The 21048-nt window shown below is 71.9% G+C and carries 19 protein-coding genes and 1 pseudogene; 12 read left to right on the top strand and 8 right to left on the bottom strand.

The features are described 5' to 3' along the window. Positions 1-235 precede the first annotated feature (235 nt). A pseudogene (locus CYQ11_RS30845) lies at positions 236-487 on the top strand (SDR family NAD(P)-dependent oxidoreductase); the annotation flags it as partial. A gap of 316 nt (positions 488-803) precedes the next feature. On the opposite strand, the gene CYQ11_RS02175 reads toward CYQ11_RS30845, so the two are convergent. Further along, complete coding sequence (locus tag CYQ11_RS02175) at positions 804-2750, bottom strand: APC family permease (RefSeq protein WP_099198068.1); 1947 nt, start codon at positions 2748-2750, stop codon at positions 804-806. 234 nt (positions 2751-2984) lie between these two features. On the opposite strand from CYQ11_RS02175, the gene CYQ11_RS02170 reads away from it, so the two are divergent. The 6 genes from CYQ11_RS02170 to CYQ11_RS02145 all read left to right on the top strand — a co-directional run bounded on the left by CYQ11_RS02170 (position 2985) and on the right by CYQ11_RS02145 (position 8554). Next, positions 2985-3863 (top strand): methylenetetrahydrofolate reductase, encoded by an 879-nt coding sequence (locus tag CYQ11_RS02170; RefSeq protein WP_099198067.1) that lies wholly within the window; start codon positions 2985-2987, stop codon positions 3861-3863. A gap of 362 nt (positions 3864-4225) precedes the next feature. After that, the gene (locus CYQ11_RS02165; protein WP_243469261.1) at positions 4226-6523 is read left to right on the top strand and encodes a sensor histidine kinase; all 2298 of its coding nucleotides are present in this window, start codon (positions 4226-4228) and stop codon (positions 6521-6523) included. Continuing rightward, complete coding sequence (locus CYQ11_RS02160) at positions 6520-6924, top strand: roadblock/LC7 domain-containing protein (protein ID WP_104650943.1); 405 nt, start codon at positions 6520-6522, stop codon at positions 6922-6924. The genes CYQ11_RS02165 and CYQ11_RS02160 overlap by 4 nt, the downstream gene beginning before the upstream one ends. Then, complete coding sequence (locus CYQ11_RS02155) at positions 6924-7292, top strand: DUF742 domain-containing protein (protein WP_099198747.1); 369 nt, start codon at positions 6924-6926, stop codon at positions 7290-7292. Before CYQ11_RS02160 ends, CYQ11_RS02155 begins: the two co-directional genes overlap by 1 nt. Further along, positions 7279-7869, top strand: a complete 591-nt coding sequence (locus CYQ11_RS02150) for a GTP-binding protein (protein WP_099198065.1) — start codon at positions 7279-7281, stop codon at positions 7867-7869. The genes CYQ11_RS02155 and CYQ11_RS02150 overlap by 14 nt, the downstream gene beginning before the upstream one ends. Before the next feature lie 187 nt (positions 7870-8056). After that, on the top strand, positions 8057-8554 hold the full coding sequence (locus tag CYQ11_RS02145; RefSeq protein ID WP_099198064.1) for a hypothetical protein: 498 nt from the start codon (positions 8057-8059) through the stop codon (positions 8552-8554). On the opposite strand, the gene CYQ11_RS02140 is transcribed toward CYQ11_RS02145, so the two are convergent. The 3 genes from CYQ11_RS02140 to CYQ11_RS29345 form a co-directional block, all read right to left on the bottom strand. Continuing rightward, complete coding sequence (locus CYQ11_RS02140) at positions 8515-9516, bottom strand: pyridoxal phosphate-dependent decarboxylase family protein (protein ID WP_099198063.1); 1002 nt, start codon at positions 9514-9516, stop codon at positions 8515-8517. The genes CYQ11_RS02145 and CYQ11_RS02140 overlap by 40 nt on opposite strands. Before the next feature lie 91 nt (positions 9517-9607). Next, entirely contained in the window at positions 9608-12085 is a 2478-nt protein-coding gene (locus CYQ11_RS02135; protein WP_099198062.1) for a nucleic acid/nucleotide deaminase domain-containing protein, read from the bottom strand. Next, positions 12082-12342 carry a hypothetical protein gene (locus tag CYQ11_RS29345; RefSeq protein ID WP_099198061.1) on the bottom strand — a complete coding sequence of 87 codons (261 nt, stop codon included), beginning with the start codon at positions 12340-12342 and terminating at the stop codon, positions 12082-12084. The genes CYQ11_RS02135 and CYQ11_RS29345 overlap by 4 nt, the downstream gene beginning before the upstream one ends. A gap of 244 nt (positions 12343-12586) precedes the next feature. Between CYQ11_RS29345 and CYQ11_RS02125 the strand changes: the two genes are divergently transcribed. Beyond that, on the top strand, positions 12587-13198 hold the full coding sequence (locus CYQ11_RS02125; protein WP_099198060.1) for a 2'-5' RNA ligase family protein: 612 nt from the start codon (positions 12587-12589) through the stop codon (positions 13196-13198). A gap of 8 nt (positions 13199-13206) precedes the next feature. Here the strand turns inward: CYQ11_RS02125 and CYQ11_RS02120 are convergent, their stop codons facing one another. Together CYQ11_RS02120 and CYQ11_RS02115 are read right to left on the bottom strand one after the other, a co-directional pair. Then, positions 13207-13476, bottom strand: coding sequence for a hypothetical protein (locus tag CYQ11_RS02120; RefSeq protein ID WP_146104633.1), 270 nt, complete (start codon positions 13474-13476; stop codon positions 13207-13209). 120 nt (positions 13477-13596) lie between these two features. Continuing rightward, on the bottom strand, positions 13597-13863 hold the full coding sequence (locus tag CYQ11_RS02115) for a GlsB/YeaQ/YmgE family stress response membrane protein (RefSeq protein WP_099198058.1): 267 nt from the start codon (positions 13861-13863) through the stop codon (positions 13597-13599). A gap of 326 nt (positions 13864-14189) precedes the next feature. Between CYQ11_RS02115 and CYQ11_RS02110 the strand changes: the two genes are divergently transcribed. After that, positions 14190-14864 (top strand): HNH endonuclease family protein, encoded by a 675-nt coding sequence (locus CYQ11_RS02110; RefSeq protein ID WP_240003223.1) that lies wholly within the window; start codon positions 14190-14192, stop codon positions 14862-14864. Further along, entirely contained in the window at positions 14861-15139 is a 279-nt protein-coding gene (locus tag CYQ11_RS02105) for a hypothetical protein (RefSeq protein ID WP_099198057.1), read from the top strand. The genes CYQ11_RS02110 and CYQ11_RS02105 overlap by 4 nt, the downstream gene beginning before the upstream one ends. 25 nt (positions 15140-15164) lie before the next feature. Here the strand turns inward: CYQ11_RS02105 and CYQ11_RS02100 are convergent, their stop codons facing one another. After that, entirely contained in the window at positions 15165-15884 is a 720-nt protein-coding gene (locus CYQ11_RS02100; RefSeq protein ID WP_240003222.1) for a DUF6585 family protein, read from the bottom strand. Then, on the bottom strand, positions 15881-16951 hold the full coding sequence (locus CYQ11_RS02095; RefSeq protein ID WP_099198128.1) for an AfsR/SARP family transcriptional regulator: 1071 nt from the start codon (positions 16949-16951) through the stop codon (positions 15881-15883). The genes CYQ11_RS02100 and CYQ11_RS02095 overlap by 4 nt, the downstream gene beginning before the upstream one ends. Positions 16952-17115: 164 nt before the next feature. Here CYQ11_RS02095 and CYQ11_RS02090 point away from each other — a divergent pair, with 164 nt between their 5' ends. Continuing rightward, entirely contained in the window at positions 17116-19647 is a 2532-nt protein-coding gene (locus CYQ11_RS02090; RefSeq protein ID WP_099198056.1) for a helix-turn-helix domain-containing protein, read from the top strand. Positions 19648-19913: 266 nt separating this feature from the next. Further along, positions 19914-20993, top strand: coding sequence for a phosphotransferase family protein (locus CYQ11_RS02085; RefSeq protein ID WP_181143546.1), 1080 nt, complete (start codon positions 19914-19916; stop codon positions 20991-20993). Positions 20994-21048: the final 55 nt, after the last annotated feature.

Raw genomic sequence — 21048 nt, 5'->3', positions numbered from 1 at the left:
CGCTGTCCGGCACCGCGCGCTGCTCACGTTCCGCGCGCTGAGGGCGTTTTCCTTCCGCGACTCTGCGACACCGCGACCGTGCCCGGCGCACCGTCGCGTTGTCTTCGCACCCCAACCGGTCCGTCGGCACGCACATTCCCGTGCGCCACCGCTGACGTCGCCTTCTGTTCGCACGGCAGTCCGCCACGGGGCGGATCCAGCTGCCGCTTTGCTCGAATTCCCGGAGTGGATTCCCATGTCTTCTGCTGTCTCGCCCGCTCCCAGGACCGTTCTGGTCACCGGTGCCACCTCCGGCATCGGCTGGGAGACCGCCCGGCTGCTCGCCGGCCGGGGGGACACGGTCATCGTGCACGCCCCCGACCAGGCCTCCGGCGACGACGCCGTCACCCGCCTGGCCGCGGCCGGCGCGGACCCCCTGTGTCTGCGTCTGGTCGTCGCCGACTTCTCCCGGCTGGACGAGGTACGGGCCATGGCCGCGCGCGTCGCCGAGGAGCACCCCGCCGGCTGTGCAAGCTCGCCGACCAACTGGTCGCACAGACGGCCTGAACGTCGTAACGCCGCAGCATCCCGCTATCGAAAGAAGAAAGAAGGACGACACCTGATGTCCAAGCGCGCCCGTAAGAAGCGAGCCCGCCGCAAGAAGGCCAACCACGGCAGCAGGGCCTGCGCCTGATCAGGCCATCACCACTGGGGCGGGCGGTGCGGCACCGCCCGCCCCGCGGGTTCTCCGGAGCCGTCATGCCGAACGACGAACCGCAGTCCTTCCACCGACGCCGGGTGGGCCGGCGTCGGTGGACGGTTGCTCAGCCGACGTGGACGCGGGGGCGGCGGTCGCGGTCCGGTTCGGCCTCGCGCAGGATCTCGCGGGTGACCGGAGCGACCTCGCCCTGGCCGAAGAGGAAGAAGCGGACGAAGTTGGTGAAGGGGTTGCCCTCGGTCCACTCGAAGAAGACGTGGGGGCGGGTGCCCGTGAGGTCGCGGGCGTGGAGGAGGAAGGCCGCGAGGGCGTTGGGGACGGAGGAGCTCTCCATCGTCAGGACGCGGTAGCGGTCGTGCATGATCTCGCCGCGGACCGTCAGGCCGGCCTCGAACTCGGAGGGGTCGGTGACCGTGACCTCGACGAAGACGAAGTCCTCGGTGGTGGGGATGTCGTTGTCGGCGCGGATCTGTTCGATCTTCTCGCGGTATTCGGTGACGTCGCGCTCGTCGGGTTCGTTGGCTATGAAGCGCGGCGTGCGCTGGGAGATGTCGCGGATGAACCGCTCGGCCATCTCGTCGAGTTCCACATGCGTGACGCGGAGTTCGAAGGCGCGGCCGAGGCGGGAGAGGAGGGAGACGAGGAGGATGCCGGCGGTGAAGCAGGCACCGATCTTCACGCCGTCCGGGCGCTCGATGACGTTGACGACGGTGGTGTAGAGGAAGACGGCCGAGATGACGCCGAAGCCGATGGTCCAGCCCCGCTGGCCGGCCTTGCGGGCGGCGATGGTGACCGCGATGGCGGCGGAGCAGATGAGGACGAGGACGCCGGTGGCGTAGGCGCCGCCCTGGGCTTCGACGTCGGCGTCGAAGATCCAGGTGACGAGGAAGGCGACGAGGGTGAAGACGATCACCATGGGGCGCACGGCGCGGGCCCAGTGCGGGGCCATGCCGTACTTGGGCAGATAGCGCGGCATCAGGTTGAGCAGACCGGCCATGGCGGAGGCACCCGCGAACCACAGGATGAGGATGGTCGAGACGTCGTAGACCGTGCCGAAGGCGTTGCCCAGGTACTCGTGCGCCAGGTAGGCGAGCGCGCGGCCGCTGGCGTCGCCGCCGGACTCGAACTCCTGGTGCGGGATGAGCACGGTGGTGATGAAGCTGGTCAGGATCAGGAAGACGCTCATGATGAGCGCGGCGGTCGTGAGCAGCTTCTTGGTGCCGCGGGTCCGCCCGGCAGGCCTGTCCTCGGTGTCGTCCGGGGCGCCCTTGACGTGCGGCATCACGGCCACGCCGGTCTCGAAGCCGGACAGGCCGAGCGCCAGCTTCGGGAAGACGATCAGGGCGACGCCGACCATGACGAAGACGTTGCCGTGCTCGGCGGTGAGGGCGGCGGTCCAGTCGGTGACGACGTGGCCTTCGGTCAGGACGTGCCACAGGCCGGTGACCACGACCACCGCGTTGAGCGCGAGGTAGACCGTGACCAGGACGACGGCGACGCCGATCGCCTCCAGGAAGCCCTTGAGGAACACCGCGCCGAGCAGCGCGATGAGGATCAAGGTGATCAGCACCTGCTTGTCGTGCAGGGCTCCTTCCAGATTGGGGTTCTCCACCAGGTGGGTGGAGGCGTCCGCGGCCGACAGCGTGATCGTGATCAGGAAGTCGGTCGCGGCGAAGCCCAGCAGCGTGAGGACGAACAGCTTGCCCTTCCAGAAGGACAGCAGCCGCGACAGCATCGCGATCGAACCCTCGCCGTGCGGGCTCTCCTCGGCCACGCGCCGGTAGACGGGCAGCGCGCCGGCCAGGGTCACGATCACCAGCACGATCGTCGCGACGGGGGAGAGCAGACCGGCGGCCAGGGCGGCGATGCCGGGCTGGTAGCCCAGTGTCGAGAAATAGTCGACACCGGTCAGGCACATCACCCGGTACCAGGGCTGGCCCTTGTGCTCGGGCGCCGGCGCGGCCTGCGAGGGACGGCCCCTGCCCATGTCGGAGAGCCCCTCCAGCATCCACCCCCGAAGACGACTCGTGGGCGTGTCGGTCGGGGTGGCCATGGAGGTGCTCCTGGTGTTCTGCCGGGGTCGGAATTCGGCCATCCTGCGGACAGCCGAGCCAGCGTAAGCAATGGACTCTCCGCCCCGGCCGGGGAGGGGCGTCAGGAAAGCGTCAAGATCTGCTTGCCGGGCGCGGCCGGGCCCCGGAGCGCAGGTGAACCGGCCGGCGGCGGGCGTGTGCGGGGGGCCTTCTACCCTCGTACAGTCGGGTCGTCCCACGTCTTACGGAGCACGATGGATTCTCATACCGCCTCGCCCGGTGGGGCCGCCGGCCTGCTGCTCGAGGACTTCTCCCTCGAAATGACCGGCAAGGACGGCCCGGCCCTCGAAGAGGCCGGACACCTCCTCCCCGCGGGTACGCGTGTCAACGTGACCTTCCTGGGCAACGAGGAGATGTCGACGCGGCTCACCGCCGCCCGTGCGGTGAAAGCCCTCGGCTTCGAGCCCGTCCCGCACCTGTCGGCCCGCCGGATGCCCTCACGCGCGGCGTTCGAGGAGTTCCTCTGCCGGCTCCGGGCGGACGGGACGTCCGGACAGGTGTTCGCGGTGGGCGGCGACCCGGCCGTGCCGGAGGGGCCGTATGAGGACTCCCTGGCACTGATCCGGTCGGGGCTGCTGGAGCGGTACGGCGTCCAGCAGGTCGGTCTCTGCGGTTACCCGGAGGGGCACCCGGCCATCACCGGCCCGCGCCTGTGGTCGGCGCTGGAGCAGAAGGCCGCCGCGCTCTCCGAGCGCGGCATGTCCGGTCACGTCGTCACGCAGTTCGGCTTCGACCCCGACCCGGTCCTCAGATGGATCGAGGAGGCGCGTGACCGCGGTGTCCACCTGCCCGTCAGGGTCGGTGTGCCCGGGCCCGCGGGGGTGCGCAGGCTGCTGGGGTACGCGGCCCGGTTCGGCGTCGGGACCAGCGCGGGCATCGCCCGGAAGTACGGCCTCTCCCTCACCCACCTCATGGGGACGGCCGGCCCGGACCGGTTCCTCCGCGCCCTCTCCGAGGGCTACGATCCGCAGCGGCACGGCACCGTCAAGCTGCACTTCTACACCTTCGGTGGCCTGCGGGCCACCGCGGAGTGGGCGGCGGGCTTCCGTGAGGCGAGCCCGTCGGCCTCATAGCGCGCGGCGGCCTCCCGTCCGGTGCGGGCCGTGACGGACGGCGCCGGCCGCCGCCGGGGCCCTGACGGGCGGGATCCGGAGAGGACCGCCGCGCCGGCCCCCGAGGCCCGCCCGGCGCCCCGCTGACCTCGGCGTGCGATCCGCCCGATTTCCCAGCACAGCCGACAATCACCGCGACCAGCGATGAACCCCCCCTTAAGGGCGGCTACCGATCCTGTGCACCAACCTCAACTGATGTTCCTTGAGTTGGCTGGTTATGATCGGCACCCACTCCGAAACGGCCGGCTGTGTTACGAGGACTGATGACTCCCACAGGATCCGAAGGCCCGGGCGAGCCGGTACGCAGAAGCCGACGAGGGGCCGTGCGCCTGCGTACCCTGCTCGTCTGGCTCGCGGTGGTGCCCACCGTGGCGATGGGCGCCCAGGTTCTCATCAGCTCCGACCGGTCGGTGCAGGAGTCCCGGCACCTGCGCAAGGACGTGATGGCCGGCCGGCAGACCGGCGTACCCCTGTACCGGCTCATGACCACGCTGCAGTCCGAGCGCGCGGTCACCGCCGCGTGGTGGTCGGGCATGCCCGTGTCCAGTGCCGAACTGCGGGACCGCCGGGCCGACACCGACCGGGCCGTGGCCGTGTTCCTGAAGTCGTCGGACGCCGATCAGCTCCACTCCGACCGGGCGAAGGACCGCCTCCGCGACGTCGCGCGGCGACTGGCCGACCTGGGCGCTCTGCGCGAACGCGCCAACGCGCGCCACGGCAGCCCGGACGACGCCGTCGACTACTACACCGACGTGATCGGCGGAACGATCCGTTGCTTCGGAGACTTCAACCACGTCGACGACGGCGGGCTCACGCAGGAGGCGACCTCACTCGTGGCCCTGTTCTCGGCGGCGGAGGTGGTGGCCCGCGAGGACGCCATCCTCGCGCTGTCGGGCCCCTCCGGAAAGCTGACGTCCGCCAGGTTCCGCGAATTCGTCGAAGCGGTGGGCGCGAGCGACTACCTGTACGACACGGTCGCCCTCGATCTGCCCCTCGACGACCAGGACGCCCTCCAGCGGATCCTCACCTCGAACGCCTGGCAGACCAAGTCCCGCATCGAGAACGCGATCGTCTCCGAGCACCGGGACGTCTCTTCCGGCGTCGTGCTGCCGCCGGACGTCCGGGACTGGCGGGCGGCCTACGGCACCTTCTCCGGCCAGTTGGACACCCTCGACGAGAGCGAGCTGAAGGAACTGCTCGCCCACGCCGACGAACGGGCGGCGCAACTGGAGGACCAGGTCGTCCTGCTGGTGGCCGCAAGTGGCGCCGCCCTCCTGCTGGTCGTCGCCGTCGTGGCCTTCACCACGCGTACGGTCCTGCGCCGCCTGCGCTCTCTCCACGACCGCACGGTGGCGGTCGCCGAGGAGACCCTCCCGGACGTCCTGGACCGCCTCCAGCGCGGAGAGGCCGTCGGCAGCGACGCACTGCCGCGGCCGGAGGGCGAGCAGGACGAGGTCGGACGGATCAGCGACGCCTTCGCCCGCGTCGTCGCAGTCTCCGTCGAGGGACACCGGAAGCTCGCCGACGAGCGGCAGGGCTTCAGCGTGTTCGCCTCCGGCATCGCCGCACGGACCGGGAACCTGGTCAGCCGGCAGCTCGCCCTCACCGAGCACATCCAGGACACCTACGGTCAGGACGAGGCGCTCCTCGCCGACCTCATGAGGTCCGACCAGCTCACGGTGGGCATGCGGCGGCAGATCGAGAACCTGCTCATCCTGGCGGGTGGCGAGATCTCCGACCCGCACATGGAGCCCATGCGCATCGCCGACCTGCTGCGGGAGGCGGCCGCCGAGGTCGAGGACTTCCGGCGCATCGACCGGCACGCCATGGACGAGACCAGTGTGGAGGCCGGCGTGATCAGCCAGCTCAGCCACCTCCTGGCGGAGCTGCTGGACAACGCCACGCGCTTCTCCCCGCCGACGGCGAGGGTCGCCATCCGGTCCGAACTGGTCGGCGACGGCCTCTGCATCGAGATCGAGGACCGCGGCCCGCGGGTGACCGCCGAGAGGTACGAGGAGATGAACGGCCGGCTGCACTCGGCCCCGCCGTACTCCGAACTGGCCAGCAACGCGCACCGGCTCGGCCTCTTCGTGGTCGGCCACCTCGCCGACCAGCTCGGGGCGACGGTCACGCTGCGCCGGTCGGCGTTCGGCGGCACGTCCGCCGTCGTGATCGTCCCGAGTGAGCACCTCGTACCGGCCCGCGAGGGCACCGCGGTGCCCGAGCCGGCGAAGGAGCCCGCGCCCGTACCGCGGCCCGCACAGCCCACCGAGGAACGGCGGCCGAAGCTCGTCGCGCGGCAGCAGACCGGTGACCCGGCGGGCGATCCCGCGCCCGGCGCGCCGGAACTGCCGCGCCGCCCGCGGAAGGAGCGGGTGCGGCAGGCCGGGAACACGGCGCCGGAGACACCGCCCCGGTCCGGCTCCGGGGACGTCCCCGGCCGGCCGGCTCTCCCCGAGCGCGTCCCCCAGACCCACATCGCCCAGCGGCTCCGCGAGCCGCGCGCGGACGAACCGGTGGGCCGGGACGCCGCCACGCCCGAAGAGGTGGCCGACGCCTGGGCGGACTACGAAGACAGCACCAGGCAAGTGGAACTCGAGCTCCGAGGGGACCAGTCATGACGACGACACAGAACGATGCGATCTACAGCATCCTGGACAACAACCTGAGCAGGATCGCGGGGATCCAGGGAGCCGTTCTCCTCTCCAACGACGGGCTCAAACTCAGCGCCTACATGCTGGAACGGGACCAGGCCGAACGGGTGGCCGCGGCGGCCTCCGGCATCGCGTCCACCATGAAGGCCATCTCGCGGGAGATCGACGGCGGCGGAGTGATCCGCCAACTCGTCGAGATGGACGACCGGTACCTGTGCATCGTCGGGTGCGGAGCGGGCAGCACGCTGATCGTGGTGGCCTCCCGCAAGGCACGGCTCGGAGAGCTGGGCGGCGAGACGGTCCGCGCCGCGCAGGCGCTCGGCGAGTGGCTGGACACCCCCGAACGCTCACAGGCGCCCACGTCGTAATGGCGGCCGACCCCCAGCCCGTACGGCGCCGCCGGACGCGGTTGTACGCCCTCACCGACGGGCGTACCACCGCATCCCGGCATGGTCTGACGATGGACACCGTGATCACAGCGGTCGCCGACCCCGGCCACGGTCACGGAAGCCTGCCCACGGAGTGGCAGGAGATCCTCGCCATGTGCCCGTCGCCGAACGGACGGGCGGTCGCCGAGCTCGCCGCCCGGATGCGGATGCGCCTGACCCCCATGACGGTTCTGCTCGGCGAGCTGCTGGAACGCGGTCTGATCCGCCACCGGCCGCCGCTGGACGCCTCCGAGACCTCCAACGTCCACCTGCTCATGAAAATCAGGGACAACCTTGCCCGCCTATGACACCGCCGCACCGGAAGCGTCGCCCGTCAAGATCCTCATAGCCGGGGGCTTCGGAGTCGGCAAGACGACTCTGGTCGAAGCGGTCTCCGAGATCGATCCGCTGCGCACCGAGGAGCGGCTGACGTCCGCGGGCGTCGGGGTCGACGACCTCGACGGCATCGAGAGCAAGACGGCGACCACGGTCGCGATGGACTTCGGCCGCATCACCCTCACCGACGCCGGGGTGGTCCTGTACCTCTTCGGCACACCGGGGCAGGAACGCTTCTGGTTCATGTGGGACGACCTGCTGTACGGGGCGCTCGGGGCGATCGTCCTGGTCGACACCCGGAGGCTGGACCGCAGCTTCGCCGCCGTCGACTTCTTCGAGAACCGCGGACTGCCGTTCATCGTCGGCGCGAACTGCTTCGACGGCGAGCAGCCGTACACCACCGAGGAGATCAGGGCCGCCCTGCACCTGAGGGACCCGGACACCCCCGTCCTCCTGCTCGACGCCCGTTCCCGGGAGGACGTGCGCGGCTGCTTGCTCTCGCTGCTGGACCGGCTCATCACTCAGGCGCACGTCACCGCATCCATCTGAGGGCGTCCTGGGTGGATACCGCGCCGCCCGGGGGCGCCGTGCTGCTGCTCGTCGCAGGCTTCCGCGTCGTGCGCCTGACGTACTCCGGACCGGGACGAAAGGATGCTGCCCTCGGTACGCGGTGGCTTCACGGGAGGGGCGGGCGGACATGGGCGGACGGTTCCCATGGGGCAGGAGGCTCGGGTGCGTGGTGGCGGCGTCGCTGGCCGCGCTGGTGCACGCGGCGCCTGATACGTCGGCGCACGCTTCGCACGCTGCCGCCGCCGTGAGCTGTGCGGGGAACAACACCGTCTCGTTCTCGCCCGGTCTGTCGCTGGCGGCGCGGCGGACCCGGATCGGCGGCAGCGGTGCGTACAGCTGTCTTTCCACGGACCCGGCGCTGCGGTCGGGGACGTCCTCGATCAGTGGTGGCGGGCGGAACGGCTGCTTCTTCTCCGATGCGACCACCGTCGAGCGGATCACCTGGAACACCGGGGAGCGGACGACGGTCGCCTACCACGGGGGGAACGTCCAGCAGGTGGCCGGACAGGCGGTCGTCCTCGTCGTGGGCCGCGTGGTGAAGGGGAGGTTCAAGGGCCGGGCGGTGGCCTCGCCGGGGCCTCAGGTCACGGTCGATCCGCTGAGGCGCGCGTCGAAGGGCGGGGTTCAGCTGATCACCGGGCCGTCGACGCTGGTGATCGTCTGACGGGGAGGCCGGTCAGGGGCGGCGGATGTCGCGCCAGGCGTCGCGGCCGTGACGGGTGACCAGGTCCAGCACGTACGCGACGTCGGCACGGGTGCTGGTGGGGTTGATGGTGCACATGCGTAGCACGGTGGCTCCTCGCACCGTGGTGGTGAGGAGGACGGCCCCGCCGTCGGCGCACACCCTTCGGCTGATGTGTGCCTGCGCCGCGTCGGCGTCCCATGGCGCGGACGCGTCCCGAGCCGGTAGCGGAAGGTGAGGATGGCGAGACTGGGCGGCGTGACCAGCTCCAGCTCGGGGTGGGTCTCGACGAGTCCGGCGGCGTACTCGGCGAGGGCCGCACCCTGCTCGACGGCTCGACGGAAGGCTCCGGCGCCGAAGGTCTTCAGGGAGAGCCAGAGCTTCAGGGCGCGCAGGCCGCGGCTCTGCTGCGGGCCGTAGGCGGAGAGGTTGACCTCCTCGCGTGCCGGGGCGGCCGGATGGGCCGGCCGGAGATACCCCTGGTCCAGGGCGTGGCGCGCCACGCCGAAGGTCTCCGGGAGCAGTTCGGGGCGCCGTAGCAGGACACAGCCGATCTCGTAGGGCTGGAACAGCCATTTGTGCGGGTCGACGGTGAGGGAGTCGGCCCGGCCGAGGGCGTTCCGCAGATGGTGACCGCGTGAGGTGCCGGCGACGGCCGCGCCGTGGGCGCCGTCGACGTGCAGCCACAGGCCTTCTTCCTGGCACACGTCGGCCAGGTGGTCGAGCGGGTCGACGGTCCCGGTGCCGGTCGTGCCGGTCGTGCCGGTCGTGCCGGTCGTGCCGAGCGTGGCGACGACGGCGAAGGGGAGGGGCTCGTCGAGGGCGCTCCGGAGCGCGCCGGGTGAGGGGGCGTGGCAGGGCGGCCGGGAGCCGGGGGTGGTCATCCGGTCGATGACGAGATCGATGGCGTGCCGTCCGGCCTCGCGCATCGCCCGCTCGTTCATCCGCAGGAGCGGCGTCTCCTCCTCCCCCGACGGACGCCCGGGGGCTCGCGCCGCCCCGGGGCGTCCGTCGGGGACCGGCCCCGTGGTGGTCCTACTCCCTGCGGGGCGGGCGCGCGGCCGCCCGTCGGCGGAGGGCGCGTCCCGCGTAGTGGCCGATCGCCATGAGGGCGATGCCGGGAAGAAGCAGCCAGCGGGCCCACCAGACGCGGTGGTCGTCCATCCAGCCCATCACGCCGTTGCCGGTGCACACGATGCCGACGGCGTAGCAGAGCGCGGTGGCCAGACCCTGGATGCGCAAGGGCAGGGGAAGCCCTCGCGGGTCGATCGGCGTCGTCGGCGGCGCCACCACCAACGGCTGCGGCCCGAGGGCCGGCGAGGCCGGCTGTGGGCGCGGCCTCCGCCTGAGCACCACGGCCACGGCGATCAGGGCACCCAGGACGCCCCAGCGCAGCGGCACCACATCCCACGCATCCGACCAGGTGAAGCCCCCGTCTGCGGCCCTCCGCGCCTCGGCCGGTGACGGGCCGCCGCCCAGCAGGAGGGTGCGCGCGCTTCCGTCACCGCCCGGCACGGGCCGGTCCCACGACCGTTCGGCGCTCTTCGCCGCGTCGGGCCACTCGGCCTTGAACCGGCCGTCGTCCACCTTCCGGAGGGGGACGTTCGACAGGTCGACGCCACCGAACACGTACGTCTTCTCGTAGATCGCGTCGCCCTCCGTCGTGCGGCGCGTGACCTTGAACTCGCCCTTCTTGAAGGAGTCGACGTAGGCGTCGAACGTGTCGCGCGGCTTCCAGCCGCTCCGGGTGGTCCACTGGCTGACGTCGCCCCGGTCGATGAGCTTCGCGTACGTGGCGTTCTTGCGGCGGCTGACGTCGCGGTACCACTCGGCCGCGACCCGGCTCAGGTAGACGCGGCGCAGGTCGGCGTATTCCGGTGCGGTGTTCACCGCCTCCTCCACCTTCGGCAGGATCATGCTGCGGAAGAGGGACTCGTTGCGCTCCTCCGCGGCCTTCCCCTGCCGCGTGCACGCCGCGCTGCCTCCGGCGCCACGCCCCTGGAAGTACTGGGTCTCCATCTTCACCTTGAGCGGGGCGTCCAGGATGTACAGCTCGTCCGGTGTCGCACGGACCTCGGCCTCGCCGGGAACGATCCAGGTGCGCATGGACATGCACGTGCCCTGGAGCCGGCTCCAGTAGTCGGAGCCGAGTCCGGTGTCCGGATGGATCAGCTGCGCGACCGTCTTCTTCATGCGCAAGTCGGCCTGCAGCAGGATGCGTCCGGCGTCGGTGCGCCCGAACGCGGAGTCGACGATGCGGTCGGGCTCGTTGGGGTTGAGGTTGACCCAGAACGCGGAGGGACGCAGTGACAGCCAGACGAAGAACGCGTCCGACGTCTCCTTCAGCGCCTTCACCCCGTCGGAACGCCGGTTCTGACCGCTGCTCCCGACGGGCGCCGCGCCCATGGAATAGCGCAGGCCGGTCTTCGCCGAACCGGTGTCGGCCATGTAGCGCAGGTTCAGCGAGGAGAAGTCGATGCCGCCGGGGTCGGATTCGGGCATCGTGAGGATCTTGGCGAGGGCGGACGGCTGCTTGGCCTTGGCGTCGCTCTCCGAACCGCCCTCGCCGCAGGGGTGGTCAGCGGTGACGACGGAACGGGCGAGCGGAGAGTGCGCCGCCGTCAGGGCGAGCGACGGACCGGACTTCAGCCGGCCCGCGCCGGAGGTCTGGCAGTCGTCGGCCGTGTGGGGGGCGAAGGCGGAACCGACCGTGGCCTGCGCTTGCGGGTCGGGCGCGGACTTCTGCTTCGCCCTGCGCTCGCGCTCGGCTTCGAGGCCCTTCCGGATGTCTTCGGCGTTCTGCTTCGCGCTTCCGTCCCCCCAGTCCTTGTGCGTGGTGGAATCGAAGACCTTCACGTGCGGCGCGTACGTCTGGAGGAGCCGGAAGCAGGACGTGTCGCCTGCCGCGCACGGTGAACGCTCGGTCCACAGGGCCAGAAGCCGCTCCCAGGAGATGTTCTTCTTCTTCAGCGTCCAGAGGAGCTCCATCTCGGCATGGCGTTTACCCGGGTTGAACTTGCCGTTCGCGTCGCGCGACGGGTTGTTGAGCCGGGGGACCACCATCAGTGCCGTGACTTTGGGGTCCAGCCCCAGGGACGCGAACAGGTCCGGCTGGTCGGCCGCCTCCACGATCTTGAAGTTGCCGTACTTCTCGCTGAGCCGCGCCGACGCCTGCCCGTGGTCACCGGAATCCCGTTCCTCGGTGAGCTCGGACGTCATGTCGACGAAGCCGACCACCGCATTGCTGTACAGGTTGGCCTCGTCGTAGGGATTCGCCTTGCGGGCCGCCACCCGCAGCTCGTAACCGAACTGGCTGATCGGGTGGTCGTAGAGCGGTATCCGTGTCCAGTCACCGGGTACCGGCGGCTTCGGTTTCGGCTTGGCGGCCACGGGCAGGGCATGCGCCGCGGGCAGCGCTTCCCCCGGCAGTGAGGCGAACACCGCCGCCACCGCGACGACGGCAGTCACGAGCCGGAGCACCCATATGCGCCGGAGACGGGGTGCGGGTGTCACGGGCGCCCGCCCTCCTCCGGGCACTTGCGCAGCGCGAACACGCCTCGGGCGATCTCGATGGCCCCCCAGATCGCGGGCCCGTACCAGATCACGTAGAAGCCGCCCTCGGAACGCAGGTACGTGTACAGCGAGAAGAACACGCCCAGCAGGATCCACGCCGCACCGAAGAAGATGTGGCGTTGCGCCTGCCTCCGCTGCACGACGCGCTGCTGGTCGGCCGTGAGGTGGGCAGGGGTCCGAGTGCCGAATATGGGCATGATGACTCCGGTTGGCTGTCTGCATTGGTGCCCCAACTCTCCCTGGAGTCGCTGAAATACCGGTGAAACGCCATGTCCGCGCGAGGTGCGTCGCCCGGGGCGGCTGGGCACCTGTCGCGCGACGACAGGGTGGCCGGGTGCCGTGGCAGGGGTCCGTCGCGCCGTGAGCTCGCCCTCGGCCTGTGTCGTCCCGTCCCTCCCTCGCCGACTCGTGCGATGCGGGTCCGGCCGGGATCATGGCAGTGTGGACGGGAACGCGGTGTTCGGCGGGGCCGAGCCGTGGGGTGCGTCCGGGGTGGCGCCCACGGCTCGGACGGCGGTGGCGTGGCTGCCGCCGCCGGAGCTGTGGCCTGCGATCCAGGACATCCGCTGGGAGCACGATCCGCAGGTCCGGCGGTGGCCGCCGCATGTGAACCTGCTGTTCGGCTTCGTGCCGGAGGAGGAGTTCGCGGGCGCCCTGTCGCTGCTCTCCGCCGCAGCGGCCGAATGCGCGGCGTTCACGGCGCGTCTGGCCGGTGTGCGGTACTTCCGGCACCGGCACTACTCGACGGTGTGGCTCGATCCGGCCGCGGCGGGCCCGGCACCGTGGGCCCGTCTCCACCAGGCGCTGGAGCTGCGGTTCTCGCTCTGCCACGGGCGAGGCGGGCGCTTCACCCCGCATCTGTCCCTCGGCCGGACGCAGGACCCGAAGGGGCTGGCCGCCGAGTGCGCCGCCCGGCTCGGGACGCTGTCGGCCGTGGTCGGAGAGGTGGTCCTGCTCTCCCGGCGCGGCGAGGAGCCCATGCGGCCCCGGGCCGGGATCGCCCTGGGCACGGGTGAGGTCCGCCGAACGCCGGAGTCCCTGCCGGGGTACTGACGGCGGACTCAGGCGAAGACGCCGACCAGCAGCTGTACGCCGAACATGAACAGCATGCAGAAGCCGGCTGCCGCCAGAAGCCACTGTGCCGCGCCGCGGGGAGTGTCGAACTGGACGAAATATCCGCCGACGCCCGCGGTTCCCAGCAAGGCACCGCCCCAGAAAGCAGCGCCCTCGTGCCACCGCGCCAGTACGGCTATGCCGGCGAGCAGCAACGCCAAAGCCGTCAGCTGGCCGCGTGTGGCGAACCGTCGTGTCTCGTCCCCCGTGTGTGTCATGCGCCGGATCCTAGCCGCTTCTTCCGGCTCACCGGTCATCGGTTGCAGCACGCCGAACAGCTGGCGAGTCCGGAGGGAATTCCGGGGAAAGTCCGGCGATTCGGCGGCCGTTGTGGAAGCTCAGTCACGTGAGTTACCGAAGAGAATGCGGTAGGCGATGAGCAGAACCAGCGATCCCGCGATGGCGGAGCCCCACGTTGCCGCGTCGAAGAAATGATTGCTGATGGACCGGTGCAGGAACTTGGCGGAGAGCCAGCCGCCGATGAACGCCCCGGCTATGCCGATCAGCGTGGTGCCGACGAGGCCGCCCGGGTCGCGGCCGGGCAGCAGGATCTTGGCGATCGCCCCGGCCAGGAGGCCCAGCACGATCCAGCCGATGATGCCCATTTCCACTCGTCCTCTCCACGGCGGCCGGCTCGCGAGGAGCCTGGTTGTGTTGTGGAGGACGCAAGCCAAAGGGGTGCGGTTTCAGTGATGGGACGGTTTCCGGTCTGACCGGAAGAGAACGCCCACGACGACGCCGTCGCCGGGTGCCCGCTGGTTTCCGTATCCGCGCCAACGGTAAAGTGCGGGCGGAAACAGGGCGCTTCAGGCGGGGTGCCGGCCGCTTGGTTGGCCGAGATGCCGCCGTTCTTACAGGGTTCGCGGTACGGAAAGGGGGAGCGGTGGCGCTTCGGCATGGACGTTCCGGTGTTTTTGTCGCGGGTGTTTGTGTGATCGGTGTCGTGCTGTCCGGCTGCGGCAAAAAGGGCAGCACTTCCCAGCCGCCCTCTTCCGCCGCGCCGTCGAGCACCGTGACCTCGCCGGGTGACGGCAAAGGAGGCGGCAGCGCCCCGTGGCCGGGGCTGACGTCGGCGGCGGAGGCCCGGAAGCAGCTGGTGGCGCTGACGGAGGCGAAGCCGCGGTCGATGTCCGGCTACAGCCGGGCGAAGTTCCCGCACTGGGCGCAGCAGGGCGGCAAGTGCGACACCCGGGAGACCGTGCTCGCCCGCGACGGCAAGAACGTCAAGAAGGACGACCAGTGCCGGGCCGTCTCCGGCACGTGGCACAGCCTGTACGACGGGAAGACGGCGACCAAGGCGTCCGAGGTGGACATCGACCACATCGTGCCGCTGGCCAACGCCTGGCGTTCGGGCGCCGACCAGTGGGACAACGACCGGCGCAAGGCGTTCGCCAACGACCTGACCCACCCGCAGCTGCTCACCGTCTCCGCCGGGTCGAACCGTTCCAAGGGCGACCAGTCGCCCGACCAGTGGCAGCCGCCGGACCACGCCGCCTGGTGCGTGTACGGGCGGGCCTGGATCTCGGTGAAGTCGACGTACAAGCTGACCGTCACCGGCGAGGAGCGCGGCATGCTCACCAAGATGCTGGACACTTGCTCTTCATGAAGGAACACGAGCCCGAGTGCTGCAGCAGGGAAGTGACCGCCGGTCCTGGCGGGGCCATGACCGACGAGGTCGGCGTCGTCACCGGGGACCTCACCCTCAAGGTCATGCGCCGCCCCGACGGCCTCACCGACGTCCGCGTCCAGTACACCGGTGCGGAGGAGTGGTACACGCTCACCGGCGGCCCGGTCCGTGTCCCGCCCGGGGGTCTCGAAGGCCTGTGTGAGGCGACCGCCGCGGCCGTACGGGCGGGAGGCGCCGCCGAAGTGCCTCGTTGAGGCGGCCGTCGTCGCAGCCGCGTCGTCACGGGCGCCCGCTGCCCGGCCGGAAGCGCTCGACGAGTGTCCAGAAGACGAAGAGGTTCGGGACCTCGGACACCGCGCAGGCGAACCCGTGGCTCGTCCCGGCGATGACGACCTCGACGAGCCCGTTGCGGATCTCGGTCCGCCGCACCAGCGGCCACCGCGCGGCCACCTCCCCGGATCCGATCTCCTCCCCGGACAGCCAGATGTCCCCGAAGACGAGCCGCCGGCCCTCGTCGAGGGCGTCCAGGGCACGGGGCAGCTGGGCCTGGGCGACGGCCCGCTGGATCTCGCTTCCCCACGCCGGCGCCCCGCCGCGCTCCGGCCGTCCCCCCAGCACGACCCGTTCCCCGTGCACATCGGTGAGCGTGTAGGCGGTGGCGACCCGCCCCGCCTCGTCCTGACACGGCACGATCTCCTGGAACACGGCGGTGGTGTCGTAGCGGACGACATGGATCCGGTCCTTGACGGCCACCGTCATGCCGCGCTCGTACAGGTCCAGGCGCGCGTCCCGGCCCGCCTTCGGCGCGGCGGACCGGAGGTACCGGGTGCGGGCCAGCAGGCCGTGGATGCCACGGGGCGGCTCGGCCCGCTCACGGGCCGTGTGCGCGGAAGCGGAGTAGGTGGCGCGCCGCTTGCCGACGCGCTCGCGGCCGGCCGCCGCCGAGATCCTCGCCAGCAGGAGTTCCTCACTGCGCGTGCGCGATGCCGGCCAGCTCACGACGTCGACCCGATGGCGCCGGGGCCGGCGGCGTTCCCGCGCAGGATCATCTGCCGCGTCCGCAGCAGGACCGGACCCGGCGGCACGCCCAGGTCCTCGGCCAGCCGGCGGCGGGCGCGGTCGAACACGGTCAGTGCGTCGGCCTGCCGGCCGTCGCGGTACAGCGCGCTCATCAGCATGGCGGCGACCGGTTCGTTCAGGGGCTGCGCCGCGGCCAGGGCCCACAGCTCGGCGATCGCCTCGGTGTGTTCGCCCAGCCTCAGCTGCCAGTCGAGTTTCCGCTGCGCGAGGACGCCCCTGCGCTCGGTCAGCCGCAGCCGCTCCAGCTCGGCGAACGGCCCGGGCAGGCCGGCCAGCGGCTCCCCGCGGAAGAGCTCCAGCGCCCGGGAGCAGAGGCGGACCGCCTCGGCCAGCTCGCCCGCCCGCTCGGCCTGTCCGGCGGCGGAGACCAGGTCCTCCATGCGCGTCACGTCCACCGTGACCGCTGCGGAGAGCAGTCGGTAGCCGCACCGGTCGCGCTCGATCACCGCGTCCGAACCGTCTCCGGTGTGCAGGGCCTTGCGCAGCCGGTAGACGTACACCGGTACGACCTTCGTGGCCGGCGGCTCCATCCCCCACACGCCGTCGAGGAGTTCCTGCTGGCTGACCGTCCGGCCCGGGCACAGCACCAGGTTCGCCAGTACGGCTTGCTGGCGCAGGTGCCCCAGGTCCACGGGCCGGCCGTCGCGGCACGCCCGCAGCGGTCCGAGGACGGAGATCCGCAAGCGCGGTCCGGACGGCCGGCGGACGGCGGTCCGCGGCACCGGGCCCGCCGTGCGCCGGCGGGGGCCGTGGCCGGGGGCGACCAGGCCGCAGTCGAAGGCGTGGACGATGGCGGCGGCCCGGTCGGGCAGCCCGAGTTTGGTGAGGATCCGCGTGAGGTGCCCGGCCACGGTGCCCTCGGGGATGGCGAGGGCGGCGGCGATCTCTTCGTCTCTCAGGCCACACCCGACCGCGTAGAGCACCTTGCGCTCCTGCTGTCCGAGCGGGGTGACGGTCGGTTGGCCGGTGGTCGCGGTCGTCGGCATCACGGCTCTCCGTGCTCCTGGTGGTCGGTCCGGGGGATGCCGCCGACGGTGGCCCCGAAGCCCGGGCCACGGACAGGCCACAAGACCGGCCGTATGCGGCCGGTGGTCGCGCTAGAGTCGCCCACCTGGAGAAACGACATGTTCCGGGGGGGAGAACGTGACCTGTGGCCAGTGAGTTCAGCACGCTGTTACGGCGGCTGCGGCGCGAGGCGGGGATGACCCAGGAGGCCCTGGCGGAGCGCGCCGGCGTGGGCGTGCGCACCGTCCGCGGACTGGAGACCGGTGAACGCGCCGACCCGAGGGTGACCACGGTGCGCCTGCTGGCCGACGCGCTGGGGCTCGCCCCGGAGGAACGCGAGGAGTTGCTGGCGGCCGTCGTCCGCAGGACCGGGCCCGGCGACGAACCGGACACGCCGGATGACGCGGCTGAACGCGTCGCGCCGGTGGCCGGACGTCCGGGGCCGGCCGATCGCGTCGCACCGAGTGCCGGGCACCAGGGTGAGGGGCCGGCCGATGGGGCCGAGCCCGTCGGCGGGTATCCGCATGACGGGTCGGCCGAACGCGTCGCGCCCGTCGCCGCACACCCGGGTGACGGCTCCGCCGCCCGCGCCGCGCCGGTCACGGAGCCGCGGGGTCCGGTGTCGCACGGCACCCTGGCCGACGTCGCCGAGCAGCTCGCGCAGGCAGTGGCCGCCCGCTGGCAGCGCGAGGAGGAACAGCGGCAGGTCCACGACCCGTACCCGCTGCCGGTGCGCTGGCGGCCGGCCCTGGAGGAGCTGACCGACCACTGGGCCAACATCCGGCGCCTGCCCGCCGGGGCGGTGCCCGGCCCGCTGGACCTGAGCGGGCGACTGGACGCCATCGTGGAGGTGTACCGGCGGGTTCCGTCGGGGCGGCTGGTGGTGCTGGGCCGGCCCGGCTCCGGGAAGACGGTGCTCGCCGTGCGGTTCGTCCTGGAACAGGTGAAGTCGAGGGGCCGCACCGGGACCGTACCGGTGATCTTCAGCATCGGCTCATGGGATCCCACCGCCATCACGCTGCGGGACTGGCTGATCGCCCAGCTGACGCGCGACCACCCCGGCCTCGCCGCCCCGGGCCCCGGCGGGTCGAGCCTCGCCGCCGCACTGGTCGAGACCGGCCGGGTGCTGCCCGTCCTGGACGGTTTCGACGAGATAGCCGGCGGTCTGCGTCGCCCCGCCCTGGAGGCGCTCAACTCCACCGTCCTCCCCTTGCTGCTGACGAGCCGTCCGTCCGAGTACGCCGCCGCCGTGGCGGAGACCGACGTGCTCACCTCCGCCGCCGCCGTGCAGCTGACCGATCTCACCCCGGGTGACCTGGCCGACTACCTGCCGCGCACCACGCGCAAGGCGGGGGGCGGGGACCCGGCGGCGACCGCCTGGGACCCCGTGCTGCGCGAACTGCGCGACCGGCCGGACAGCCGGGCCGGCGCGAACCTCGCCGCGGTGCTGACCACGCCGCTGATGGTCATGCTCGCCCGTGCCGTCTACAGCGACACCTCCGGCCACGACCCGGCCGCCCTCCTGGACACCCGGCGGTTCGGCAGCGCCGAGGAGTTGGAGGAGCACCTCCTCGACAAGTTCACCACCACCGTCTACCGGCCCCGGCCGGAGCACCGCCCCGGCGGCGGACCGCGCCGCAGCTTCGACCCGGAACGCGCCCGGCAATGGCTGGGCCACCTCGCCCACCACCTCACCCGGCTCGACACCCCCAACCTGGAGTGGTGGCGGCTCGGTTCGGGGACCCGCCGCTCCACGCGCACGCTGGTGACCGCGGTGGCGGTCGCCCTGACGGTCGGACTGGTCGACGCCGTCGTCGGCACCCTCTTCGACCCCGTCGGGTTCCAGCTGGCGGACGGGCTGGTGGCGGGCCTGCTGGCCGGGCTCATGTTCGGGATCACGTACTGGTTCCTGATCGCGTCCCGAGGCGCCGCGGTGGCGCCGTCCGGGGTGCGCCTGAAGATGTTCGGCCGGGCCGGGGGGACGGGGCGGAGAACCGCGCACCGGCTCGCGGTCGGGTTGCTGTGCGGGGTCGTCTTCGGGTCCGGCTACGGATTCGTGCGGGGGGTGCTCAACGGCGTCGTCCGCCACTGCGGCCTCCTGGTCACGCTGCGCGTCGGCCTGGACGACGGCGTCGTCTACGGCCTGGTGTTCGCCCTGGCGACCGGCCCCACCTTCGGCGTCCTGAGCCTCCTGGAAACCCCTCTCGACGTCCGCTCCGCCGTCAACCCGGTGGGCCTGCTGCGCACCAACTGCCGAACGGTCGTCGCCCAGCTCCTCATCTGGGCCCCCACCTTCGGGCTGCTGGTCGCGCTGGGGGCCTGGGGGGCGATGCGGATCCTGCCGGCGCTTCTGGGCCCGCTCGTCTGGAACACCACGGCCACGCTCAAACTCGGCCTCATCAGCGGACTCGGCGGCGCCCTCGCCTACGCGCTCGCCCTGACCGGGTGGGGCCAGTGGCTGGTCTTCGGCCGGTTCTGGCTGCCGCTGACCGGGCGGCTTCCCTGGTCCGTCGTCACCTTCCTGGAGGACGCCTACGAGCGAGGCGTGCTGCGACAGGCCGGCGCGGTCTACCAGTTCCGCCACGCCCGCCTCCAGGACCACCTCGCCCGGGCCCACCGCACGTCCCGGGGCTCCCAGCGGCCGGCCGGGCCGGGCGGGGCCGAGCCCACGGAATGACGGTGCGTCCCCGGCCGCCGGCCCCCGCCGGCGGCCGCCACGCCTACGGATGCATCTGTCCGGCCATACGTAACCAAGAACCGACCGTCACGTTAGTCCCCGGCGAGGGCGACTGGATCTTCAGCGTCGCCGCACCACCGGTGCTCGACGCGATCCGTGGTCCCCACCGGCCGGTCCCTCTCGCGCTGACGCCCGGCACGGCGGTCGCACTCGACGGTGGCGTCGCCAGCGACCCACGGCGCCCGGACGACAGACAAGGAGCAGGCATGCCCGTGCCGCCGCAGCGTGATCCGTCCCGCGCCCGCGAGGTGATCACGCGATGGCTGACCGACCGGTTCCCCGCTGACGGGACCCCGACGGTCGGCTCCCTGAGCACCCCCGCCGAGACGGGGTTCAGCGGGGAGACCCTCCTGTGCGACGCGACGTGGGACCACCGGGGCCGGAGCCTGGTCCGGCCCCTCGCCGTCAGGGTGGCTCCGGCCGGCCACCGCCTGCTGCCGGAGTCCCCGTGGCACCGTCAGGTCAGGCTTCAGGAACTCCTGGCCGGAACGGACGTGCCCGTGGCCAGGATCCACGGCAGCGAACCCTCCGGCGACCTCCTGGGCGCCCCCTTCGTCGTCATGGAACGGATCGAGGGGCGGGTACCGGGGGACATCCCCTCGTACCACCGGTCGGGCTGGCTGGCGGAACTCCCCCCGGCCGACCGCGCGCAGGTCTGGAACGGCGGTCTGCGGGTGATGGCGAGGCTCCACCGCCTGGACCCGGACGCCCTGGACCTGTCCTTCCTGGACGACCCGGCCCACGGCGCCGCCGGCATCGGCCGCCAGTTCGGCGAGTGCCTGGCCCACCTCGAGTTCTACGGGGTCCAGGACGATCCCGTCGTGGCGCGCGCCGCCGACTGGCTGCGGAAGCACCGCCCGGAGGAGCCCGACCCGCCGCGCCTGCTGTGGGGCGACGCCCGCATCGGCAACATCATCTACTCGGGCCACACGCCGGTCGCCCTCCTGGACTGGGAGATGGCCACGCTCGGCGCACCCGAGAGCGACCTGGCCTGGTACCTGTTCACCGACCGCTACCTGAGCGAGGGCCTCGGCCTGCCCCGGCTCCCCGGCCTGCCGAGCCGGCAGGAGACCGTCGCGGCCTACGCGTCCCTCCTCGGCCGTCCGCTGCGGGACCTCACCTTCTACGAGGTCTTCTCCGCCTTCCGGTTCAGCCTGATCACGTCCCGGGTCACCCGTCTGATGACGGGCACGGGCATCCACTGGCCGGGCGGGCGGACTCCCTACGTGCAGAGTGCGGCCCTGCTCGTCAGGGCGCTGGACGAGGCCGACGAAGGGGCCTCCTGACCGTTCTCCCCACCCTGATCACCTGTACGGGTGAACGAGGACGAGGCGCGGCCGT

It is taken from the genome of Streptomyces cinnamoneus (assembly GCF_002939475.1).
GTDB lineage: Bacteria > Actinomycetota > Actinomycetes > Streptomycetales > Streptomycetaceae > Streptomyces > Streptomyces cinnamoneus_A.
The sequence above is the reverse complement of the archived record's forward strand: the minus strand, read 5'-3'. Positions and strand labels throughout refer to the sequence as shown.